The sequence below is a fragment of the Amycolatopsis sp. NPDC114484 genome (genome assembly GCF_055633755.1).
This window is the reverse complement of sequence record NZ_JBVKDQ010000001.1, coordinates 991,370-1,012,825: the sequence shown is the minus strand read 5'-3', so window position 1 is coordinate 1,012,825 and position 21,456 is coordinate 991,370. Positions and strand designations below refer to the sequence as shown.

The 21,456-nt window shown below is 66.5% G+C and carries 19 protein-coding genes, 1 tRNA gene and 1 pseudogene; 6 read left to right on the top strand and 15 right to left on the bottom strand.

What is annotated here, in order from left to right:
- The first annotated feature begins 28 nt into the window (after window positions 1-28).
- Window positions 29-1,117, top strand: coding sequence for an epoxide hydrolase family protein (locus ACZ7SW_RS04870; protein ID WP_470229052.1), 1,089 nt, complete (start codon window positions 29-31; stop codon window positions 1,115-1,117).
- Between the two features lie 68 nt (window positions 1,118-1,185).
- Window positions 1,186-1,258 (top strand) — tRNA-Lys (locus ACZ7SW_RS04865).
- A 45-nt stretch (window positions 1,259-1,303) separates the two neighbouring features.
- On the opposite strand, the gene ACZ7SW_RS04860 is transcribed toward ACZ7SW_RS04865, so the two are convergent.
- The 8 genes and pseudogenes from ACZ7SW_RS04860 to ACZ7SW_RS04825 all read right to left on the bottom strand — a co-directional run bounded on the left by ACZ7SW_RS04860 (window position 1,304) and on the right by ACZ7SW_RS04825 (window position 8,422).
- Window positions 1,304-2,497 carry a site-specific integrase gene (locus ACZ7SW_RS04860; RefSeq protein ID WP_470229051.1) on the bottom strand — a complete coding sequence of 398 codons (1,194 nt, stop codon included), beginning with the start codon at window positions 2,495-2,497 and terminating at the stop codon, window positions 1,304-1,306.
- On the bottom strand, window positions 2,497-2,694 hold the full coding sequence (locus ACZ7SW_RS04855) for a helix-turn-helix transcriptional regulator (RefSeq protein ID WP_116199570.1): 198 nt from the start codon (window positions 2,692-2,694) through the stop codon (window positions 2,497-2,499). Before ACZ7SW_RS04855 ends, ACZ7SW_RS04860 begins: the two co-directional genes overlap by 1 nt.
- Before the next feature lie 18 nt (window positions 2,695-2,712).
- Window positions 2,713-4,304, bottom strand: a pseudogene (locus ACZ7SW_RS04850) (replication initiator).
- Entirely contained in the window at window positions 4,304-4,690 is a 387-nt protein-coding gene (locus ACZ7SW_RS04845) for a hypothetical protein (protein WP_470229050.1), read from the bottom strand. The pseudogene ACZ7SW_RS04850 and the gene ACZ7SW_RS04845 overlap by 1 nt, the downstream one beginning before the upstream one ends.
- Entirely contained in the window at window positions 4,687-6,243 is a 1,557-nt protein-coding gene (locus ACZ7SW_RS04840; RefSeq protein ID WP_470229049.1) for an FtsK/SpoIIIE domain-containing protein, read from the bottom strand. The genes ACZ7SW_RS04845 and ACZ7SW_RS04840 overlap by 4 nt, the downstream gene beginning before the upstream one ends.
- A 322-nt stretch (window positions 6,244-6,565) precedes the next feature.
- Entirely contained in the window at window positions 6,566-7,474 is a 909-nt protein-coding gene (locus ACZ7SW_RS04835) for a helix-turn-helix domain-containing protein (RefSeq protein ID WP_470229048.1), read from the bottom strand.
- Window positions 7,475-7,527: 53 nt separating this feature from the next.
- Complete coding sequence (locus tag ACZ7SW_RS04830; protein ID WP_470229047.1) at window positions 7,528-7,986, bottom strand: hypothetical protein; 459 nt, start codon at window positions 7,984-7,986, stop codon at window positions 7,528-7,530.
- Between the two features lie 25 nt (window positions 7,987-8,011).
- Window positions 8,012-8,422, bottom strand: a complete 411-nt coding sequence (locus ACZ7SW_RS04825) for a hypothetical protein (protein ID WP_470229046.1) — start codon at window positions 8,420-8,422, stop codon at window positions 8,012-8,014.
- Window positions 8,423-8,491: 69 nt separating this feature from the next.
- Between ACZ7SW_RS04825 and ACZ7SW_RS04820 the strand changes: the two genes are divergently transcribed.
- The gene (locus tag ACZ7SW_RS04820) at window positions 8,492-9,235 is read left to right on the top strand and encodes an XRE family transcriptional regulator (RefSeq protein ID WP_470229045.1); all 744 of its coding nucleotides are present in this window, start codon (window positions 8,492-8,494) and stop codon (window positions 9,233-9,235) included.
- Between the two features lie 10 nt (window positions 9,236-9,245).
- Entirely contained in the window at window positions 9,246-9,719 is a 474-nt protein-coding gene (locus ACZ7SW_RS04815) for an NUDIX hydrolase (RefSeq protein WP_470229044.1), read from the top strand.
- Between the two features lie 529 nt (window positions 9,720-10,248).
- Here ACZ7SW_RS04815 and ACZ7SW_RS04810 read toward each other — a convergent pair.
- The 3 genes from ACZ7SW_RS04810 to ACZ7SW_RS04800 all read right to left on the bottom strand — a co-directional run bounded on the left by ACZ7SW_RS04810 (window position 10,249) and on the right by ACZ7SW_RS04800 (window position 12,879).
- The gene (locus ACZ7SW_RS04810) at window positions 10,249-11,163 is read right to left on the bottom strand and encodes a hypothetical protein (protein WP_470229043.1); all 915 of its coding nucleotides are present in this window, start codon (window positions 11,161-11,163) and stop codon (window positions 10,249-10,251) included.
- Window positions 11,164-11,832: 669 nt separating this feature from the next.
- Window positions 11,833-12,132, bottom strand: coding sequence for a 3-hydroxyacyl-CoA dehydrogenase NAD-binding domain-containing protein (locus ACZ7SW_RS04805; protein WP_470229042.1), 300 nt, complete (start codon window positions 12,130-12,132; stop codon window positions 11,833-11,835).
- Between the two features lie 354 nt (window positions 12,133-12,486).
- The gene (locus tag ACZ7SW_RS04800) at window positions 12,487-12,879 is read right to left on the bottom strand and encodes a hypothetical protein (protein ID WP_470229041.1); all 393 of its coding nucleotides are present in this window, start codon (window positions 12,877-12,879) and stop codon (window positions 12,487-12,489) included.
- Window positions 12,880-12,974: 95 nt separating this feature from the next.
- On the opposite strand from ACZ7SW_RS04800, the gene ACZ7SW_RS04795 reads away from it, so the two are divergent.
- A complete protein-coding gene (locus tag ACZ7SW_RS04795) occupies window positions 12,975-16,007 on the top strand; it encodes an amino acid adenylation domain-containing protein (protein WP_470229040.1) in 3,033 nt (1,010 codons plus the stop codon).
- Window positions 16,008-16,693: 686 nt separating this feature from the next.
- On the opposite strand, the gene ACZ7SW_RS04790 is transcribed toward ACZ7SW_RS04795, so the two are convergent.
- The 4 genes from ACZ7SW_RS04790 to ACZ7SW_RS04775 form a co-directional block, all read right to left on the bottom strand.
- Window positions 16,694-17,104, bottom strand: coding sequence for a nuclear transport factor 2 family protein (locus ACZ7SW_RS04790; RefSeq protein WP_470229039.1), 411 nt, complete (start codon window positions 17,102-17,104; stop codon window positions 16,694-16,696).
- A gap of 261 nt (window positions 17,105-17,365) precedes the next feature.
- A complete protein-coding gene (locus ACZ7SW_RS04785; RefSeq protein ID WP_470229038.1) occupies window positions 17,366-18,376 on the bottom strand; it encodes a copper resistance D family protein in 1,011 nt (336 codons plus the stop codon).
- Complete coding sequence (locus ACZ7SW_RS04780; protein WP_470229037.1) at window positions 18,373-18,900, bottom strand: copper resistance CopC family protein; 528 nt, start codon at window positions 18,898-18,900, stop codon at window positions 18,373-18,375. The genes ACZ7SW_RS04785 and ACZ7SW_RS04780 overlap by 4 nt, the downstream gene beginning before the upstream one ends.
- Before the next feature lie 138 nt (window positions 18,901-19,038).
- A complete protein-coding gene (locus ACZ7SW_RS04775; protein WP_470229036.1) occupies window positions 19,039-19,614 on the bottom strand; it encodes a response regulator transcription factor in 576 nt (191 codons plus the stop codon).
- A 699-nt stretch (window positions 19,615-20,313) separates the two neighbouring features.
- Here ACZ7SW_RS04775 and ACZ7SW_RS04770 point away from each other — a divergent pair.
- A complete protein-coding gene (locus tag ACZ7SW_RS04770) occupies window positions 20,314-21,372 on the top strand; it encodes a hypothetical protein (RefSeq protein ID WP_470229035.1) in 1,059 nt (352 codons plus the stop codon).
- The last annotated feature ends 84 nt before the right edge of the window (window positions 21,373-21,456 follow it).

Sequence of the window (21,456 nt, the reverse complement as noted above, 5' to 3'; positions counted from 1 at the left end):
GACCTACATGGCCTCTAGCGTTCTCGTCATGAACATCCGTCCGTTTCGCATCGACATCTCCGACGCCGCCCTCGCCGACCTGCGCGCCCGGCTCACACAAACCCGCTGGCCGGCGCAATTGCCCGGCGACGGCTGGGACCGCGGCGTCCCGGTCGACTGGCTGCGCGAGGTCGCGTCCTACTGGACCACCGGCTACGACTGGCGCGCCCACGAGGCCCGGTTGAACGAATTCCCCCAGTTCCAGACCGAAATCGACGGCGTCGACCTGCACTTCCTGCACGTCCCGTCCGCCGCGCCCGATGCCACGCCGCTCCTGCTCACCCACGGCTGGCCGAACTCCTTCGTCGAGTTCGCGGACCTGATCGAGCACCTCTCGGACTTCCACGTCGTCGTCCCCTCGCTGCCCGGCTTCGGCTTCTCCTCCGCCCCCGACGCGGGCTGGGACACCACCCGCGTGGCCCGCGCGTGGGCCGAACTGATGCACCGCCTCGGCTACCGCGACTACGTCGTCCAGGGCGGCGACCTCGGTGCCTACGTCGCCCCGGAAGTCGCGCGGGTCGGCCCAGTGCTGGGCGTCTACATCACCGCTGGCCTAGGTATTCCCACCGAGGCCGACGTGCCCGATCTGGATGCGGCTGAGCGTGCCGCGTTCACCGAGATGATGTCGCAGGACTGGATGAACGGCGTCGACCACCACAGCCTGCTGCGGGCCGCGCCCCAGACGTTCGCGTACGGGTGGAACGACTCCCCCGTGGGCGCGCTGGCGTGGATGGCGCAGAAGTTCCACGAGTTCAATGCCGGTGGTCGGCCGCTGGACGAGATGCTGGATGGGTTCCTGACGAACCTGAGCGTGTACTGGTTCACCGGGACCTTCGGGACGTCGTCGTGGTCGTTCTATTCGAGTGCGGGTTTCGCCTGGCCGCGGGGCCAGAAGGAGGCCCCGACCGGGGTGTACAGCGGGGTGCAGGGGATCCGCCGGCTGGCTGAGCGGGAGTCGGAGATCGTGCACTGGCCGGTTGACAATCCGGCTGGGCACCACTTCATCGCGATGGATCAACCGGAGGCCTACGCAGCGGACCTCGCTCGGTTCGTGACGCAGCTCCGGTCTGCGCGGTGAGGTGCGGATGCCGGGGTGGGCGCCCACCCCGGCGAGGGGCCGGGTGCCGCCCGCTAGACTGAGCGCGCGGGCCGTTAGCTCAATTGGTAGAGCTGCGGACTTTTAATCCGTAGGTTCTGGGTTCGAGCCCCAGGCGGCCCACTCAAACTTCCAGGTCAGCGGCTTTTCTCGGACCTGTGGTCAAGATCAGCTCCCCGGTTTATCCCCGGTTTTGGGCTGGGACGGATTATCCAGCAGCCCTTCCAGGGCCATCGCCGTGATCGGGTTGACCGCCTTTCGCTCCAGGTAGTTGTCCTGCGTCATCGACACCCGCGAGTGGCCGAGATGGTCCGCGATCAGCCGGGTCGGGATGCCCGCGTCGTCCATCGCGGTCGCCGTCGTTTTCCGGAAGTTGTGCGACGTCAGCCAGATGAAGTCGTCGCCACCGCGGATCTCCCGGATGACCCGCAGGACGTTGTTCGGGTCGCGCAGTCCTCCGACCGTGCTGGCGAACACCGGGCTTGCCAGCGGCCGGCCGTCCTTCCGCGGCTCAGCCCACCGCCGCTTTAGGAGCGCCAACGCCCAGGACGGCAGCGGAAGCGCACGAAGGCTCGATTCCGTCTTCGGCCGAGGCTTGCGGAGAAGTCCTTCGCCCTTGACCCGGACGACCGTGTGCGTGACGTCGACCGTTCCGGCTACGAAGTCGATGTCTTCCCAGTAGGTGGCCAGGGCCTCGCCGACGCGGACGCCCGCAGCCATCATGAAGCGCGACAGGTCCGGCAGGTCCCAGCGCCGTGCCTTCTCGTTGGCCTCGACCCGAGCCAGCCACTTCGTGCGCTCTTCCGCGTCCAGGGCGCGCGGCTTCTTCTTGCTCTTCGGGATGCGCCGGGTGTCCCGCGTCGGGTTGCTATCGACCGCGTCGTATCGGGCAGCGAGGCCGAGCATCCCCGACAGCGCCGTCCTCGCGGTCTTCGCCGTCGAAGGCCCCACCGTCGTCTGGAGGGTGCCGAGGAACCGATCCAGCCGCATCACGGTCGCCTCGCGCACCCGCAACTCCCCCACCCCCGACGTCACGTGGCGCGTCAGGATGGACTCGTACGTCGTGGCCGTCGTCGGCGATTTGGTGCCCTCGCGGACATCCTTGCGGATCTGCTCCATCCACACGTCGGCGAGATCCTTCAACTTGGTTTCCCGGGTGATCTCGCCCGTGGTCGACCCGGTCCAGTCCTTGAATGTGTCCCGAAGCCGTTGCGCTGCTTTGCCTTTCGTCTTCCCCGACCGCTCGACCTCGCGCGTCTTGCCGTCGAAATCACGGAAGAGAGCACGCGCGCGATAGCCAGTCGGAGTTGCCGAATAACGGATCTCGCCGTACGTGCCGATCTCCAACTGCGGGCGAGGCATCAGGCAACCTCGTCCGACAGCTGGTCGACCCACGAGCTGACGTCCTGCGGCCGGTAACGGATGTACTTGCCGACCCGACGACCAGCCGGGCCGTAACCCTTGGTACGCCACTGGTACAGCGTCGAGACCGGGACGCCGAGGAACTCCGAGACATCCTCCACCGTCCACAAGCGACTGAATTGCACGTAGTTGTCCATCAGTTTCCCCCTTCCCGATCAAGCCGCGAGCTGAGTTGCCGAAGTTTCCGGCGGACTAGCCGCGAGTAGCGCGCGGTCGTATTCGGCTTCCAGGCGATGCGTTCGGCGATCGCGTGCATCACGAGATGCGGTCTGGGTGGCACGTGCGGGTCGGCGGCGTCGACCTTGCGCCAGACGAGCCGCGCCGGGTCCGGTTGCGGTTTCTCGATCCCGACAGCGGCCAGCGCGTCCAGGACGAACGCCTTGCGGTCGGCCTTGTGGTCCACGAGCGTCTTGCCCGACCACTTCCGCGACACCAGCACCCGCCGCCCCGGCAGGCCGAGGGTGGTCCGCCGATGTGCCCTGCCCTTGCAGTGCCCCGGGGTGGTCTTTCCGTTGGCTCCCTTGGGCTGAATCCCGTAGAGCAGCCACACCGCACACCGAGGCGAGCACGGCGTGACGGCCAACTCGGCGTGGAGCCGGTCGTGGTGATCGGCCAGCGCGGCTGTGTCGGCCTCGACCACTTCGCCGGTGGACTTGGTCAGGTACTTCGTGAGGTAGCCGATGTGGCGGCCGGCGTCATCGGTGCCGCCGAGGATTCCCTTGGAGTGGACCTGGCGGCCGAAGGTCACCACGTGCGCCGGTTCCTCGACCTGGTCCACCGCGTCGTCCCAGGTCAGCAGCGGTCGGCGCGTGTCGGGGTCGACAAATCCCCGCTCCGGCCCGTCCCAGGCGGGCAACCGGTCGACATAGACGATTTCGTCGTGCTGGGGCCACCAGACCTGGTGGTAGGTGGCTTCGGTGACCTGCCGGATGACCTCGTGCGGCACCGATCCCCGGATCGCGGCGTGCAGGTGCGGGGCGGTCCGCTTCTGCGGTTCCACGGTCGCGAAGTACTGCACATCCCAGCCCACGACCCGGCGCAGGTTCTGCCACCACCGGTCCACCAACGCGGAGAAGTGCACCGCGTCCCGAGCCGCCCGCCGATAGTCATAGGCGGCTGGGTTGACCGGGGAGCCGTCGCCGCGGACCGGGCCGTAGGTGTCGCAGGTCAGGGTGACGAACATCGACGGCCGGAACCGCCCCGCGTACTCCCGGCCCACCGTGGTCTTGGCGACCTTGCGCCGTGGGAGGTTCGGCGCGTCCTGCCGCCGCCTGGTCGACCGCTTCACCGGCCTCTTGGCGGGCAGGTCGACCGAGGGGAGACGGCCCCGGACGCCGAGTTGCCGAAGTTCTTCGTCCACACCGCGAATCTCGTCCCGCAATTCCTCCGCTTCGGCGGGGTCGGTGTCGGCGACCTCGCGGTAGGAGGCGACGAGATCAGCCCGGTAGGCCAACAGTTCCGTCTGGTCCTCGGTCGGTTCGCCCGCAGCGAGGTCGGGTTCTTCGGTCAGGTGCCAGCCTTCGCGGCACTGGACTTGCCGCAGCGCCTTGGCTTTCCGCGCGCACGGCAGGCACACGGATTCCACTGTGGACCCGCACGGCACCGGCACGTACCGCAACTCGCCGGTGTCCTGGTCGCCGACTTCCATCGTGAACGGCCGCACGCACACCCCGTGCTTCTCCGCCGTCGCCTTGATGACGTCGTCGGCCAGCGGCGCGCGCATCCGTTCGGCTCGTGTCCCGTCCATCAGGCCGCCGCCTCCCCTCGCGACGCCCAACCCCGCAGCACCTGCACCGGCATCGGCTGCTTGTCCCCGGCCGGGAGATCCGGGAACACGCTCGGGTCGAACAGCACCGCGCCGTAGACGCGCACCGGGATTCCGCACGGCGTCCGGCCGACGATCCCGATGTGCACCCAGCCGCCCGCAGCGATCCGCCACAACGTCGCGGTGACGTCATCGAGAGTGTTCGCCCACGTCAGCAGCGCCCGCGCGACCTCGACCAGGCCGTCGACGTCCAGCTGCACCGTGATCGGCCTCGACCACGCGGAGACGTCCAGCGACGCGACCGGCGGGAGCTGATGCAGGTCCAGGTGATCCCGGATCGTGTCGAGGAAGATCATGAGCCGGTTCATGCCGCCCTCCTTTCCCCGCAGTGGTCGAGGTGGTGGGTGCCGCCGTTGGTGACGTACTGCTCCAGTGCCTTGACGGTGTCGTCGGAGACCCAGCCCGCGCGGACCCGCAGGGGTTCGCGGATGCCCTCGCCCCACACGTAGCCGGTGCCGGGCATGGTCTCCGGGATGCGGTTGGCCCACGCTCCGCGTTCGTACGCGCCGTCGCCGAGCACCATCCCGACATGGGTTTTGGAGGTGACGCGCAGGCAGACGCGGCGGGTGAACAGCTCCCGCACCGGCACCGTGTCCTTGGTCGGCTCCTGCACGTAGCCGCGGACCGACACCCCCAACGCCCGCCCCTGGGTGTTGAGGACCGCGACGTGTTCCACGATCGCCTCACGGGTCTTGCGGTCGGTGTAGCGGGTGAGCGCGCCGATCTCGTCGAACTCCAGCAACTCCAACGGAAACTCTTGCGAGAGCGGCACGTCACGGGTCCGTCCGGCGAACTCCCGCTTACGGTGTTCCAGCTCGTCCCGCAACCCCTCCAGCAATGCCAGGGTGTCCTTTCCGGACACGGCGTAGCGGGCGAAGATCCCGCGCCCATAGGCCAGCTCCATGCCCTTCGGGTCCACGCCCGACACCCGCACCAGCCCGGAACGGATCGCCGACGCGGCCGAGACCAGCGGGCACCACATCACCGAGTTCTTCCCCGCACCGCTGGCACCGGCGACGAGGATGTGCGCGCCCGCACCGGTCAACGGCAGCCGCCACGGCGTCCCGTACTCCGTCGTCCCCGCATAGACCGCGCGCAGGTTCACCCCGGCCGGTTCCAGCCCGGGCAGCTCACGGCAGCGGACGGGGGTGGTGAGCAGGTCACGGCGCATGAAGTCCAGCGACACCACATCCGGCGCGATTTCGCGCACCTGCACCCGCGACACCTTCCGCGCCGTCGCCAAGGCCCGCGCCGCCTCGTCGAAATCCTCCGGCTTCTGCCCCGGCACCAGCCGAACCCGGACCTCGTCCCACGACGCACCCGACCGCACCCGCACCAGCGCGGGCACCGCAACGCCGGACGTCTTCCGAGCCTGCGTGATCGCTTGGCGCTTCCGCCGCCGCGACACCAGGTTGACCGTCACGTCCACCGGGATGGCTTCGTCGCGGACGGTCAGGCCGCAGGCGTGCAGCCAGTCCGGCAGTTTGCGCCCGTAGACGGCCCAGCGCAGCCACCATGCTCGCAGCCAGCGTCCGCACCACCGGTCGAACCCGACCACATCCAACGTGCGCCAGACCGCCGCGATCAGTGCCAGCGTGACGAGCACGACGGTCAAGGACAGCCAGCCCCACCACCGCAACCACGCGGCGAGGACAACGAATGCGATACAGGTTCGCCAGCGGGTGACGATCTGCCGGGCCAGCCAGCCGACCGCCCGCAGCACCGTCCAGAACGCGAAACCCAGGAACGCCAACGCCGCCAGCGTTTCCACAATGGACGCCAACGCACGACCCAGCTTCGCCAGCACCCACAACGCCACCGCGACACCCGCGCCGACAGCGATCAACACCGCCGCGTTCATCGGCGCTCACCGCCCTCAGCCGCGGTGAGGTCAAGCGGCAGCATCCCTTGGCATGCCGCGCACTTCGTCTCGCCCCGGACGAGGCGAGTGAACTTTTTGCATGCGGCGCAACGCATCCGGGTGACCCCCGTTGACGCACGCCGTCCAGAACCGGTTATGTTCGTCATTGTTCACTTCCCAGTGGACAGCGCAGAACCGGTGAAGGTTGGCAGCCAGAGGCCGGTTCTGCGTTTATACGGAACAATTCCAAGCGCAAATGAGCGCGTTGAACACAGCACACGTCGCCGTGCGCTTTTTTTCAGTACTCGCTGAGGTTTTGCGGCTAGTCTTCGGGTTCCTCGCCGGTCAGGAGCCGGTTCAGCCCCGCGTCAGTCGCCCGCCGCTGCGCCTTCACCTCTTTCAAGAGCTGGTCGACCACGACCGACAGGCGCGCCTGCGATTCCGCCGGGGACAACGCCGCCGCCGAAAGCCGCTCGATCGTCACCGTGTACGAGGCCGCTTCGTCGCCGACCAGGAACACGCCCATCGCGCGATGCGGGCAGTACACGACATCCGAGGTGTCCTTCAGCGTGTACCGGCTGAACGCCTCCTCCGTCACCGCCTGACTCGGGGCCAGCCGGATCGTCATCGTCCGCGACAACCCGATCAGGTCCTTGAGAAACCGGGTCTGCCGCAGCATCACCTCGGCATCGCCGAAATGGTTCCGCAGCGCCTCCGACCCGATGAACATCTGCGCCTTCACCGCGCCCGCGCCGAACAAGATCCGGTTGCGGTCCATCCGGCTCTCCACGACCTGCTCCAGCTTCTCCTTGTCCCGCAAATCCGGGCCAAAGACGAGCCGCGCGTAGTCCGGGACCTGCAACAGATCCGGGATCAGCAGCGGAGCCCACACCGTCACCGACCTCGCCACCCGCTCATGCGCGATCAACATCGTGTAGTGCGCCGGGTCCGCCTGCGACCCCACCGACGACCAGCTCGGCCCCGTCACACCGTGAGCCAGCAGCATGATCCAGGCTTTCCGCTCCCCGGTCACACCAAGAGCGCCGAGCACGTTCGACACCTCCTCCGGGGTCGGGACCCGCTGCCCGAGTTCCCAGTTCGACAACAACGCCGGGTTCACCCCGATCCGCCGCGCCAGCTCCCGCAACCCGAACCGCGCCTCGATCCGGGCATCCCGCAACGCCGCACCCAGGCCACGGGCTCGCGGGCTCGCCATCTCCGTGCCACGCATCAACCACACCTCCGGCCCGGGATCGTGCCTGTCTGCACACCGAGAACACCCATCTACGCCGCCTTGCTCTCACCGGACGCAGACGACGCACCGGCCGACCGCGCCGACGACTTGCCCGCAGCAGCCTTGAACCCCGTCGCCCGAAAGACGTACGTCTGATACTTGAACTCGCCCTGCCCGCCGACACGCGGCTCCGCCGTCAACCCGTCCAACTCCACCGGGCGCATCCCCGGCAACGCCTCCGCCGTCGTCGGCACCGGCTGAACGTCCGCCAGAAACGTCACCTCGAACGAAGCGCGCTTCGCCTTCGTCTCACCCGGGTCCGTCACCGCCGCCCGCCACTGCCGCTTCCCGGTCACCTCGTCAATGCGCTGACGCACCGGCCGACCCGCAGCCCGATCCTCACGAGACTGGAACTCGTTGTCCGGAATCACCTCGCCCACCATCACAAGCCCCTGCGGGAACGCCTCGTCGAAGTCGATCGCAAACCGGTGTCCCTTTTCGATAGCCATAACCGCTAGCTCCCTGTGCTCTCTGTCAGTCAGTCTTTTCCGGCGCCTCGCCGCCGTAGTTCGTTCGTGTCGCCGCGCCCAGCGCCATCCCTGCTTCTTCCAGTTGCTTGCCCAGAACCGCGATCGCGTCCGAGTCGACGAGAAGGACCACGGGGAACGCCTTGCCGAAGCGGATCTCCGCTCGGTTCGCGTACGTCAGCGCGCGGACGCGGATCGGCAGGTCTGCCGTCACGTGGATCTGGACCGTGTCGCGCATGTCGCCCGCGCCTAGACCACGTGCTTGCGCGACACCTGCGCAGCCGGACCGCTCGACCAGTCGCCGAGCGTCGAAGCCGTGTTTGCAGTCGTCATGTCTGCCTCCCTTGGGCTCTGCCGCCGAGCGAGTCTCGGCAACGTGCCACCCAATCTCCGGCAAAAGGCGGGACATGATCACCACGTGGCGGGACATCTTGGGACGTCCCTGGTACGGTCGAAGACGTCCCTAAAAGTCCCAAGGGGGTGCAGGATGCCGAACGAACGGCTCCGCGACGCGCTGCTCCGGAACGGGCTCACGCTGGAACAGGTGGCCAAGGCGCTCAGCGTCGACCAGAAGACCGTCGAACGGTGGATCACCAAGGGCCGCACTCCGTACCCGAAGCACCGGCACAAGATCGCCGCCATGGCGCGCGAGTCGGAGACGTACCTGTGGCCGGACTCCGTCGCACCCGAGCGCAGAGCCGAGACTGCCGCCGCCGAGGTGGTGAGCGTGTTCCCGCACCGCAACGCGATCCCGGTCGAGCTGTGGGACCGGCTGATCAACGACGCGTCAGAGACCGTGGAGATCCTGGTACACGCGGCCCTGTTCCTGGTCGAACGCCCGCGGTTCATCAAGGACATCGCAGCCAAAGCCACAGCCGGCGCGAAAATCCGCCTGGCGTTCGGCGACCCAGACGGCGACAGTGTCGCCCTACGCGGAGAAGAAGAGCAGCTCGGCGACGGGACGCTCCCCGCGCGTGTTCGCAACGCGCTGGCGTTCTACCGTCCGCTGGTCGGCGTCGAGGGCGTGGAGATGCGGTTTCACAACACGACGCTCTACAACTCGATCTTCCGCTTCGACGACGAGATGATCATCAACACGCACGTCTACGGGTTCCAGGGCGCGCACGCACCGTCGCTGCACCTGCGCAGGCTCTCCGCCGGGGACCTCTTCGAAACGTACTCGGAGAGCTTCGAGACCGTCTGGAACCTCGCCAAGCCCGCCACCATCTAGGAGGCACCACATGGCACGCGTCGACTACTACAACGACCCCAACGCACCCAAAGCCAACAGCATCGCCGTCGCGGTGTCTGCCTTCATCCAGGATGACGAGGGGCGGATCCTGATGATTCGCCGGACCGACAACGACCTCTACGCCATACCGGGCGGTCAACTTGAGCTAGGCGAAACTTTGGCCGAGGCAGCAGTACGAGAGGTTCGCGAGGAAACTGGCATCAACTGCAGGATCATAGGCGTCATTGGCCTGTACTCGAATCCCAAGCACGTTATCGAATATGATGATGGCGAAATCCGCCAGGAGTTCTCGATCTGCTTCCGCGCCGAAGTTCGTGGTGGCGAACTGCGGACCAGCACCGAAAGCAGTGAGGTTATTTGGGTTGATTCAACAGTATTAGACTCACTTAAAATCCATCCCTCTATTCGCCTCCGCATCGATCACGCAATAGACGAAAGCAGGAATTCGACTTATTTTAGTTAGCGCCGGACTCACTGCCGTTCTGCGTAAATCGATTCCTTTCTATTATGATCAAGGTGAGTCCTGCGCATCCCATCAGAAGTCCGCCGATTGCACCAGCCACACATGCCGTGTTTATCGTGATCAAAATTTCAGGGGCGGAATCATCGCTATCTACCCCGAGGAGAACGGTCGATATTACTAGAACCGTAAGTAGCATTAAGGCAGACGAGAGCAGGGAGTTGCCAATTAGGGTTCTGGCTCTGCCTAGACGTTTCTCGCGGTCAATCTCTCGCTGGAGCCGCTGTTGACGAGGTCCAAATGCTGTCAGAATAGTAACGGCCGCGATGGTGAATCCTAGAAGCGATCCTGATGAACTAGCGAGGGACGAGTACACTTGCTGCCGAACCGACGATTTTGCTGACGCGAGCAAAATTGGCGCCCCGGAAAACCAGCTGTAAACTAACAATCCAATGAAGACCAACACCGTCAGCAAGATCGGAACCGACCATACATTTCGGTCCAAAAATCTGAGCGCGTTCCGCATGTACACCTACTTATGTACGGCTTGCGCTTGCAGTGACCGCTCGATCAGCGTACTTCCATCGAGTTCGGTACGCGCCTCTTCGATTGCCCCGAAGGCGCCACTCGATTCTGGAATCGAGTTAACCCTGGAGTCTTCCGGCAAAGCTCTCTCAATTTGAACTCGCTCATTCAACAAGTCGACCCTCTCAGCTTTCCCCGTGGTGGGATTAATTCCGCCAACCACCATTCGATCAACCTGCTCGTGAGCGTGTTCGGCTATATCGAAGACCGCATCCTCGATGCCAGCATCCAAGAATCGATCACGTGGCCCGTACCTGCCCATTCCCAATTGGACATTCAAGGACGGAGCCCGCGAGCCAAACACTGCAGGAATTAGTTCCCCGAATGCTCCAGATCTATCGGTGGCATGCGCATAATGCGGGTTAACTAGCGTGATGTGCACCGATCGCAAACGCCCTCGCAGTCGTTCAAGCCTGTCGAACATGTCTGGGTTGTACAACGGATCAAATTGAGTTCTTACCCCAAGCTTTCTCCTAAGGAAGAATGATAGGCGGTTCAGCCTAGGAGCATTTGCATGGTACTCTTGACCCGCTATTCCGTCGGCCCAAATACAGACATGCGTCACATCTGCCGAATACTCGCCTTCCAGAAGTGGAATTGAATCGAGCGGTGCGTCTGGTCTCCATTTTGCGGGCAGCCGTCCAGCGCTCCGCAAAGACAAGAGCTGCAATCTGACCGGCCTAGTCTTGTCAGTAAACTCAATTGGAATCACTGCCACTGTGCTGTCACCGCTATCGAGGATTCCGGCTTCTTCGTCAGTCTGAAGCCGCTCATACAGATCCCTCACTACGGCGTGCGGATCGAATAACTTATCGGAATCCTGTGAGGACCATCGATAGAAGACCATCCTTCGTTTGAGCATACTCGCCTCCTGCTTAATAGACTTTTGACCTGTCGTGCTGCCGAACTTGGCTCTATGGGATCAAGGGCGCGCCGCCGGGCGGCGCGCCTGCTGCGGTCCGTAGCCCCTCGCCCGGGCGGCCGCCGCGATCCCGGCACGGCGGGCTCCCGCTCCGCTCCGCCCACCGGCCGGGCCGCGCGGCCGCCAGCGGTGCCGGACCCCAGCGCCGCCCACCGGCAGCACACAGGACCCTCGCGCCAGAACCGGACATCCCACCCATGCGGAAACAGTCGCCGATGATCCTCGACCTGTTACGCAGAAGCATCGCCTAGGGCCACCCCGAAGCCTGATCGTGACAACGGTCGGTAGCACCGCGTCAAGGCGGGAAAGCGTGCCTTGACCCGGCCCTACCGACCGCGTGGGAGCTTCGTATCGGGGTTGGGGGAAGTATGAGTGGGTAAGATGCGGGCTGAGCGGGCGAGCGTCAAGTACCGCCAGAGAGCATGATCATCTCCCCGGTTTTCCCCCGGAAAACGATCGCAAACGACGCGAATCAGCGACCGAGCATGATCATCCGCGGAGCGCCGCCATGCAGGTGAAGACCAAGATCGGCAGATGACGAGAACCAGCCACTGACCTGGGCTTTGACTCCGCAGGTTCTGGGTTCGAGCCCCAGGCAGCCCACCACTATCATAACGCGTTGACCAGCATTAAAACCGCCCCGAAGGTCCACTTCGCGGTTGTGCGTCCAGGCCAACGTGCTCCGTTTCGCCTCCGCTCGCTCAGCGACGCTCCCAAACTTCGGTCACGGACAGGCCGGCTGTCGTAATCGCGAACGTGCGGCACGACACTGTTCCAGATGTCCGAAAAGGTCGCAATGTCGTTCTCAATACCGACCACGCGATAGCCGTGTTCGGCGAGCATGGCCGCGATCGCCGAACCGACCGTGCCGAGCCCGACTACCCAAACCGTTGCGAACGGCGGATTCAAGAGGTCTTCCTTACGGGAATCGCGACCCTGGAACGTACGTGAATGCGCGAATCGCGGTCGATTGCCGCGTTCAACTTTTCATTTCCAGCAGTCGTACACGTGAACTTGGTGGCATCGTGATCGCGCTGACACCCTGCCACGGCCGTTCGGCATGAGTCGGCGGGATACCCGTGCGGACGCGAAGGATTCCCATGAGCGATCAGGATCTGCTGCCACCACACATGCCACGCCACTATCTGGATCCAGTGACGATACCGTGGGGAACCGACGCGTGGCTGATCACCCGGTTCGAGAATGTCACCACAGTTCTGGGCGACGACCTGTCCACGCGGGGATCCGGCGCGTCCTACAACCCTATTTCACCGCTGGGCAGATCAACAAGTTGCGGCCGATGATCGGCGTCCTGGTCGACCGGCAATTGGACGTGCTGGAGTCCGACGGAAATCCGGCGGATCTCGTCGAGGCGTTCGCGGGCCGCTGCGCATCGTCTGTGTCGCGCTTGGTATTCCACGCGAAGCGGAGACCGAATTCCGCCGCGTCAACAACATTCGGCTCAACCTCGCCAGTGGTATCCAGGAACAGGTCACAGCCGCGAGCCAGGCCCAGGCCCACATCGCCGCCCTGATCGCCCTTGGCGCGCCCCGCCCTGGCAACCCCGATCCACGTGCATGTCGGTGATCTCGATCCCCAGTGTTCGCTCGACGAAGCCCGCCCCTGGCGCGAGCACACGTCCGGACGCTTCGCCATGACCGTCTACCCCGGTGGGCACTTCTGCCTGGACAGGCACACACGGCAGCTCAACGAATCCATCATCGAAACGATCACCATGGAAGGAGCGTCTCGTGGCCGCCAGTGAGGTGTTCACCAGGCCGATATCGCCACTGGAATGGATGCGGCTGGCCAGTCCACCGGACTCGATGGCCATCCAGATCTTCGTCGAAGGCGCCGGTTCCCTGGATGTCGAACGGCTCCGGCACGCGGTGGCGGTGGCGGGCGATGTCTGTCCAGGCGCACGCCTCGTGCGTCGCGGGCGCCGGTGGGTCGACTCCGGTATCGCGCCGGAAGTCCGGGTCGTGGCAGGCCGCGCGGCAGGCGTGTCGGACCTGATCAACTCGCCCGAGCTGGCCCGCCAGCTCCGGGGCGACCGGGGACGGCCCATGACCGAGGTCGTGCTGTTCACCGGTCCAACGCCGACGATGGTGTTCCGCACGCATCACGCCCTCATGGACGGTCGGGGCGCACTCACCTGGGTGGCCGAGGTGTTCGCGGCGCTGCGCGGCGAGCAGGGCCGGCCCGCGGTGGACGCATTGACCGAAGCCGACCTGCTGGCGCAGGCCGATGTCGAGCCCCAACCTCCTGCTCGCCGCTTCGTCGATGTGGTTCTCGAAAGTCGCGCGGCGGCAAGCCGGAGGACAGGGGTCCGCCTGCGGCGCAGTGTCAGCGGGAACCATCCGGCGCTGGTCGCCAAGATCGCCGAAGCGCTGGTCCGGCAGCACGACGCCGACGAGCTGGTCTGCCTGATCCCGGTCGACCTGCGTCGCCACCGGCCGCAGGCCAGGCTGACCGCGAATCTGTCCGGCGGACTCACCCTGCCGATCAGTGCGTCGACGACCTGGCAGCAGATCCACCAGCGCGTGCTGCTCGCCCTGAGCCGCAACGAGGAACTCGCCAGCTTGCCGACGTCGAAGGCGGCCGCGTCGATCATGCGCCTGCCCCTGGGACTGCACCGGGCGACCGGCCGGCTGGCCGACGCGACGCTGAGCCGGCGCGGTCAGGCGCCGTGGCACTTCGCGATCACCCATCTCGGCCAGGTCGAACTGGCCGAGTTCAGCACGGCGGACTTTCAGGCGCGGACCGTGTACTCCGCGCCGTTGCGCGGTCTGTTGGTGCCACCGACGATCAGCGTCATCGAGTCCGACCGACGCACCGAGATCGTGCTGAGCATGGACGACGATCCGGCGCTGACCGCCCGGGGCGAGCAGTTGCTGGACAGCATCGTCGACAGATTGTCGCCACCGGAAAGTCGTCTGTCCGGTGGCACGCCGGACCCGCGATACGAGCACGGCACACTGACCAGCCTGTTCCGCGCGGCCGTCGCCGCCCACCCCGACTCGATCGCCCTGTCCACCGACGACTCCGAGGTCACGTTCGCCGAACTCGACCTGCGGGTGACCGCGGTGGCGGCCGAGCTGCGCCAGCGCGGCGTCCGGACTGGCGACGTCGTCGGCGTCATAGCCGGTCGTTCGATCGCCGCGATCGCGGCGATCTTCGGCATTCTCAGGGCCGGTGCGGCGTTCCTGCCGTTGGACACCGAGCATCCCGATGCGCGCCTGGCCAGTGTGCTCACGGCCGCGGCGGCGCGGGTGTGCGTGGTGGAGCGGGCACACGCCGGCCGATCCGCCGTCCCGCCGGGTTGTGCGGCGCTCGTGCTGGAGGACCTGCCCACCACGACCGAGGAGACCGTCGAGATCGCGGTCGCACCTGAAGACCTCGCGGCGGTGTTCTACACCTCCGGTTCGACCGGCCAGCCGAAGGGTGTCGAACTCGAGCACCGCAACCTGGCCGGCTACGCGGGCTGGGCCATCGAGGCACTCGGGATCGACGCGGACTGCTGCTTCGCCATGTTCAGCTCCCTCGCCTATGTGGGGCCGTACACCGCGGTGTTCCTGCCGTTGTTCGCCGGTGGCCGGATCGAGCTGGCGACCGGCGAACCGAATCACGTGACCCTGCGCCGGCTGCTGCGCGAGCGCGGGGTGAACTGCCTCAAGGTGACACCGTCACACCTCGAACTGATCAACAGACTCGACGTGCGGGCCGCCGGCATCCGCTCGGTGGTGTTCGGGGGCGAGCGCCTGCGCAGTTCGGTGGCAGCGCGGGCCCAGGAGATCTTCGGGCCGGAATGCCGGATCTTCAACGCCAACGGTCTCACCGAAATGAGCGGCGGCTGCACGTTGCATCGGTATGACCCCGACCTCGACGACCCCGCGCGTTCGGTGCCGATCGGCCGTCCGGTGCGGGGGACCGCCATAACCCTCCACGACCCCAACGGTGTCGCGGTGCCCGAAGGCGAGGTCGGCGAGATGTACTTCGCGGGCTTACAGCTGTGCCGGGGCTACCACGATCGCCCGGAGCTGAACAGCGAACGCTTCGTCCAACTCGCCGACGGGACCCGCGCCTACCGCAGCGGCGATCTGGCCCGGGTGCTGCCCAGCGGCGAACTGGAGCACATGGGACGCATCGACGACCAGATCAAGATCCTCGGCCACCGGATCGAGCCCACCGAAGTGGCAGGCGCCCTGGAAAAGCATGACGCGGTGATTCAGGCGCTGGTCGTGCCGCACACCCGGGACACCGGGCACGAACGAACAACGCTGTGCGGCTACGTCGTGCTGTCCCGGCCGGTGCCGCCCGCGGAGTTGATCGCGCATGCCGCGTCCCTGTTGCCACGGCACCTGGTCCCGTCGGTGGTGCTCACGCTGCCGGAGTTCCCTCGCATCGCCAACGGCAAGATCGACGTCAAGGCATTGCCCGACCCCTATCCGGCGAGGGACGACGCCGAGTGCCAGACCGAGCCGCTCGACGACATCGCGACCCAGGTCGCCCGAATCTGGGCCGACACTCTCGGGATCGGCATCGCCGAGGTGATCCGTCAGGGAGACTTCAACCTGCTTGGCGGTGACTCGATCTCGCTGCTGGCCATGCTCGCGTCGGTGTCCCGCCTGCTGGTGCGCGACCCGGGCACGGATTTCGTCGGCGCCAGCGAGAAAGTGATCGCGAACCCGACGCTGGACGAGGTCGTCAAGCTGGTCCAGGAACTCAACGATCCAACGCGGTCGACTGAGCACAGGACCGGCTGGCGCCCTCCGGCAGGCTGATCGGAGGACACGAGTCCGAACAAGGCACCGAGCACGACCGAGGCCTCCTGCGACGCAACCAGCGGCCGGCAGCTCGTTTGACGCAAAAGGCTTTCGGATTTTAGGCGGAAGAACTCTCCGGGTCGGGGAATTGCTTCGTGGCTGGTCCAGCCCGATAGCACGGGAAACCAACCGGGCCGCCCGCCAACCTGCTGCAGGTGTCGGCAATAGCACTGACCCACCGACGAAAGCTGAACCCGGCACAGCACGACATCAACCGACACTCGCGCACCAGAAAATTGGTCGCCACCTGCAGAAACTGGCATAAAATGACACTGCGCAACACAGACCGGAAGTCAATAACTGCGGACTTTTAAATCCGTAGGTTCGGGGTTCGAGCCCCAGGCGGCCCACCACTCTCGTAGCGCGTTGACCAGTAAACACTGCCTCGAAGATCCACTTCGCAGTCGCTCCGTGTTCCAGACCTGCCGTCCGGGCCGATCATGGCGATGCCGACACAGGTTGGCACGCGGGGCTTGATGGCGGATCCCTTCGGGGAGGGCGATGGCAGCGGGTTCGCAGATTGCACGCGGAGAGTTCGGATTGAACCCTTCCGCGATGATCAGGTCGCCCCTGGCAGTACCGGTCAGCCGAAATCACGCCCGCTCAAAGCAGGCTGGTCGAACGGCCGGGCCAGGCGCAGAGGTTCACGACTGGACGTCGAATGGTTCGTAGCAGTCGAAGGTCTCGATCGAGGTGATCAAGCCGTCGGCGGTCTCGACGAACTGGGCGATGTGCGCGACGAGTTCGTCGCCGCGGCGGAAAGGGCCTGCGTCACGCGCGATCACACCGCTCCAGGTGAGGCGGAGGATCGCGGTGTTCCCGGCCGCCACCGCCGAGCGGACGTCATACCGTTGGCTGGACATCAGCCCGGCACCGACCTCAGACGCGGCGAGCATCTGGTCCAGGGTGGCGCGGGCACCCTCGGGCTTGAGCCGGTTCGGATGTTCGACGGTCGACGCCGTCGGGGCGAAGTACTTCCGGAGATCCTCGCCGCACTGCCCGGCCTCAAGCGCCCGCAGCAGGGAGGTCGCAATGGCAACCGGGTCACGAGCCATAAGAACAACCGTAGTTGCACAACATGGGTTGTCAATTGCATGGTTGACGCCGTGACTCCACTTCCTACCGAACGGATAACGGACGTGTAGGCGGAGAGCGGGTGCACTGTCTTCGCGGAGCGACGCGCGGCACCGCAACACCCTTCTTTGAAGGAGACGACGGCAATCGGCGCAAGTGCGGATCTTCTCTTGCCGGGCTTGCAGGCGCGGTCGTCGCAGATCCGGAACGGTGCGAGCTGTCGGCAGCAAGCACTGGCCCTGTCAGGAGACTGGCGAGTGGCTCAGCACCACGGCAAAGCCGAACGCCACGCCCATCACAGTCAGTTCGAAGGCCGCCCAGCGCAGCAGTGCGGTTGGTTTGTGCTGGATGATCGACGGCAACAGCCGGAACCGGATGTTGCCGCCCAGTGCGGCCAGTCCGAGCAGGCACAGCACTTTGCCGACCACCAGCCGGCCGTAGCCGGTGTCGAGCAGGCCGCTGAGCAGGTCGTGTCCGGGCGGCGTGGACACCACCTCGGTGATGCCGTTCGTCAATCCGGTGGCGGCCACCACGACCAGGCATACCGTGGCCAGCTTGGAGAACCGCGGCAGCACGTCGGCGAGCAGCGCGCGGTTGCTCGCGACCAGCGCGACCACCGCGAACAGCCCGCCGGACCATGCCGTCGCGCAGAGGATGTGCAGTTCCATCGACACCATGGCCAGGTCGTGCCAGCGCCAGTCCATGGCGTGCCCGGTCACCGGCAGCGGCAGCAGCGCGAGCAGAGCCACCACAGCGCGCAGTTCGGCGGGCAGCGAATCGCCGCCGAGTACCGCCAGGCCGGTGCACACCAGCGCGCTGACGAACACCACCAGCAACGCCTTGCCCGCGCCGAGTTCATCGACGTAGCTGCTGAGCGCGGCGAACGACACCTTGCTTCCTGGGTGCAGCTCCGCCGTCTGGAGCACCAGCAGGACCAGCGCGCAGGCGGCCCACACCAGCGAGCTGGCCGCGGCCCACACCCGGCTGTCGGCCAGCACCGGCTCGGGCCGGTCGACGCCGATGAGCAGCGGCAGCACGCACAGCCCGACTGTGCTCAACGCGGACAAGTCCAGCAGCACCCGCACTATCGGCAGGCCGACCTCGATCACCGCGCCCGGATCCGGCAGACCGGGAGCCGGCTGGGCCGCGACGATCGCGGTCCCGAGCAGCACCCCGGCGAAACCCGATGCGGTCAGCACCGCGGTCAACCGGAGCCGGGGCGAGATGGTGCGGGCCGGCCCGCCGACAGTCACCGCCGTTTGCCGATCCGCAGCGACAGGATCAGCCCGATGCCGAGCAACGCCGCGGCGCCGACAATCCACACCCAGACCGGCAGCCCTGCGCTGTCCGCCTCGGCGGGGGCGGCAACGCCGGGCTGCGCCGCGGCCACGGCCGGTGGACCGCTGGCCGGCTTGCTCAGCGCGAAGGTGATCGAGCCGTGGACCGGATGGCCGTCCTCGGAGACGATCCGGTAGTCGACGGTGTACGAGCCCGCTGCGCCCAGCGCGCGCAACGGGACTGTCACCGAACTGCCCGTCGCCACTGCGGGGCCGCTCTCCCAGTGGTTGTGCTGCGCGTCAGTGACTACCACGGTGTTCAACCCCGCACCCTGCTGCACCGGCTCGTCGAACTTCAGTTCAACGGTGCGCGGCGGGGTGTCCACAGTGGACTTGTCCGCCGGGGTGGACCCGGCCAGCGTGTCGTGTGCCAAGGCCGGCGTGCCCGGCCCGAGCAGGGGCAGACCGGCCAGCATCAGTGTGATCAGCGCGCGTTTCACGACTGCTCACCCCGGCGCCAGCGCCGCAAACGCCCGTGGATATCGAGATCACTCGCCATTGTCTTCTCGCCTTCGCAGAGATTTCAGGTCGGACCGGGCGCAGAGCCCGGCAAACGCGGCCGGAGAGCGCCCGCGTGGCTAGGAGAGGAAACCGGCGCGAAATCCGGCAGCGACCGCTTCGGCGCGGTCGTGGACGCCCAACTTGCGGAAGATCCGTTTGCAATGGGTTTTGACACTGTCCTCGGAGAGCGAGAGCTCGGCTGCGAGCTGCAGGTTCCTGCGGCCGAGCGCCATGCCCCAGAGGACCTGGAGCTCGCGTTCGGACAGACGAGGGGTACCGGCCTCGGGCAATGCGATGTCGCGGGGAGCGGCGGCGACGGCCGGCGCGGGGTGCGGGTCGTCGTATTTCTGGAGGAATCCGCCGACGCCGGGAACCAGCGCGCTGGTCGCCGCGGCGAGGGTGCCGGACGATCCGAACATGATCACCGAGGCACCAGGGGCGATCGCCAGCAACCTCGCGGCGGCGGCGGGACCGGACGGCTCCCCCGAACGGACCGCGACGAGCACCACATCGGCGGACGAGCGAGCGTATCTGCTGACGAGTTCGTCAGGTGTCCCGGCGCATTCGACGCGCCCGATTCCCGACGCACCCTGCAATGACCGCGCGACCCCATGGCGCGTATTCGGCCGGTCGGCGTAGACAAGTACCACCACCGCAGCCTCCTTCTCCGAAGGTCTTTCGCGATCGTGCTCGGTTCGAGGATGGGACACCGTCTCCATGCCCGAGAGACGAAGGTCCGCTCATTTCCTTATGCGGAATTAGCTAAATTTCATCCAGCCGTCATCACAACGTATTCGCCGCCGCCGAACAGGCCCGATCGGGTCCGGGCAGCGCACGGACACCGGCTCGCCGTCGGGCGGATGCGGGGGCGAGTCCGTGATCCGACAGTTCCGTGCCGTCGGCGGCTTGGCCCATTGCACCACGCTCCTGCCAGCAGCGATGATGTTGAGTTGCCAAATCGTTACCAACACGCCGAGGTCGCGTCGGACCTCGAGCGAGACAAGCGGTTGGTGGCCGCCACCCCAGTTCACCCGATCGTGCACCTAAGGTTTGCGCTCCCGCATTCTGACACCGACTGAGAGTGGTTGCCGCCTGACCGGCGATTACCGGCAGCGACAGAGCCGGGTCCCGTAAGTGGCTGTTCCCTATTGCCAGGCACGTCTTTACGATCTGCTTTCTGAGCAACACTTCGAGCAAGCCGGAAATGGTGGAGTGCGATGGCGTGGCTGCGAACGACCGACGGCGAAACGGGCCCGTCGCCCGTTTCTCCTGGTCGTCACGGGCACGCCGGGCCTCTCATTTCCGACCGTGCCGCACCGGTTCTTCCGGAGCCATTCCAGTGTCCGTGCCGAATGTCGCCCAGCGAGAAGTGCGCGAGCCACTCGGCACGCGCGAGCTGCCTCGCCGTGGTCTGCCGTGCCGTACTGCTCGGCGCGTTCGTCCTCGCCGGATTCGGCGTGGCGGCCGCCTTCGACACCCCGACCGCCGCCGCGGACACCGGATGCGACCCGGCCACAGCGGCGGAATGCGGACTCCCGAGCGTCACCGTTCAGCCAGAGGGTCCTGCCAAACAGCTCGCACCGTCTCCGATCGCGGTGTCCGCGACGCACTCGATGACGAACTCGATCGCCTCCCTCGTGAACACGACGGCGGAGAAGACCACCGCGTTGGCCGCCTCCGCCGCGCCGGCGTTGGCGCCGACGATCAAGCGGGTTGACTCGACGGCGGAGAAGGCGACCACCGCGGTTGCCCGAACCGTCGACACCGCGGTGCGCGACACCGTCACCACGGCGAGCCGCACGCTCGACAACCCGATCACGAACGCGGTCACCGGCACGGTTTCGGGTGCGGTGTCCGCGATCGAGCCGGTGGTTTCCAGCACCGGTCTGAAGCCCCGCCTCGCTGTGCCGGGCGTGGTCACGATCTCGGCTACGGTTCCGGCGGACTCCAAGACTTCACCGGCTCCCCGCCCGCAGTCCTCTCCGGACTCGCCCGGCACCGCGGCTACGGGGGCACCGGCCGCGGCGACCGCAACCGCAGCTCCCTCGGCCACGGCACCCGCGGCGACCGCACCCGCGGCAGTGCTCGGCAGCGACCACGGGGTCTGCGCGACCGGGCCGCACAGCCGGGACTCGTTCCCGCGAGCGTCCGCGATGCCGGCGGAAGCGGGCATCGGCTCGCAGCTCCCGACCGGCCAGCTTCCTATTGATTTCCCGGCAGCGCCCGTCGGCGCCGTCGGGTCCGGTGATGGCACTTCCTCGGCGAACTCAAGCGGTGGATACGCGCAAGGCGCGATCGTGCTGCCCGGAAGGGCCGCCCACGACCAGCGACTCGCCTCCTGGAGTGTCAACTCCGATGACGTCGCTCCGCTGCGCATGCTCGCGCAGCAACCTCCGGTGTCGCCCGACTGACGTGTCGGCAACCAGCGCGATCAACGCGCAAGCGAGCACTTGACCGATCACCGATGCCGCCCACGGCAATTGTTGATCACCGTG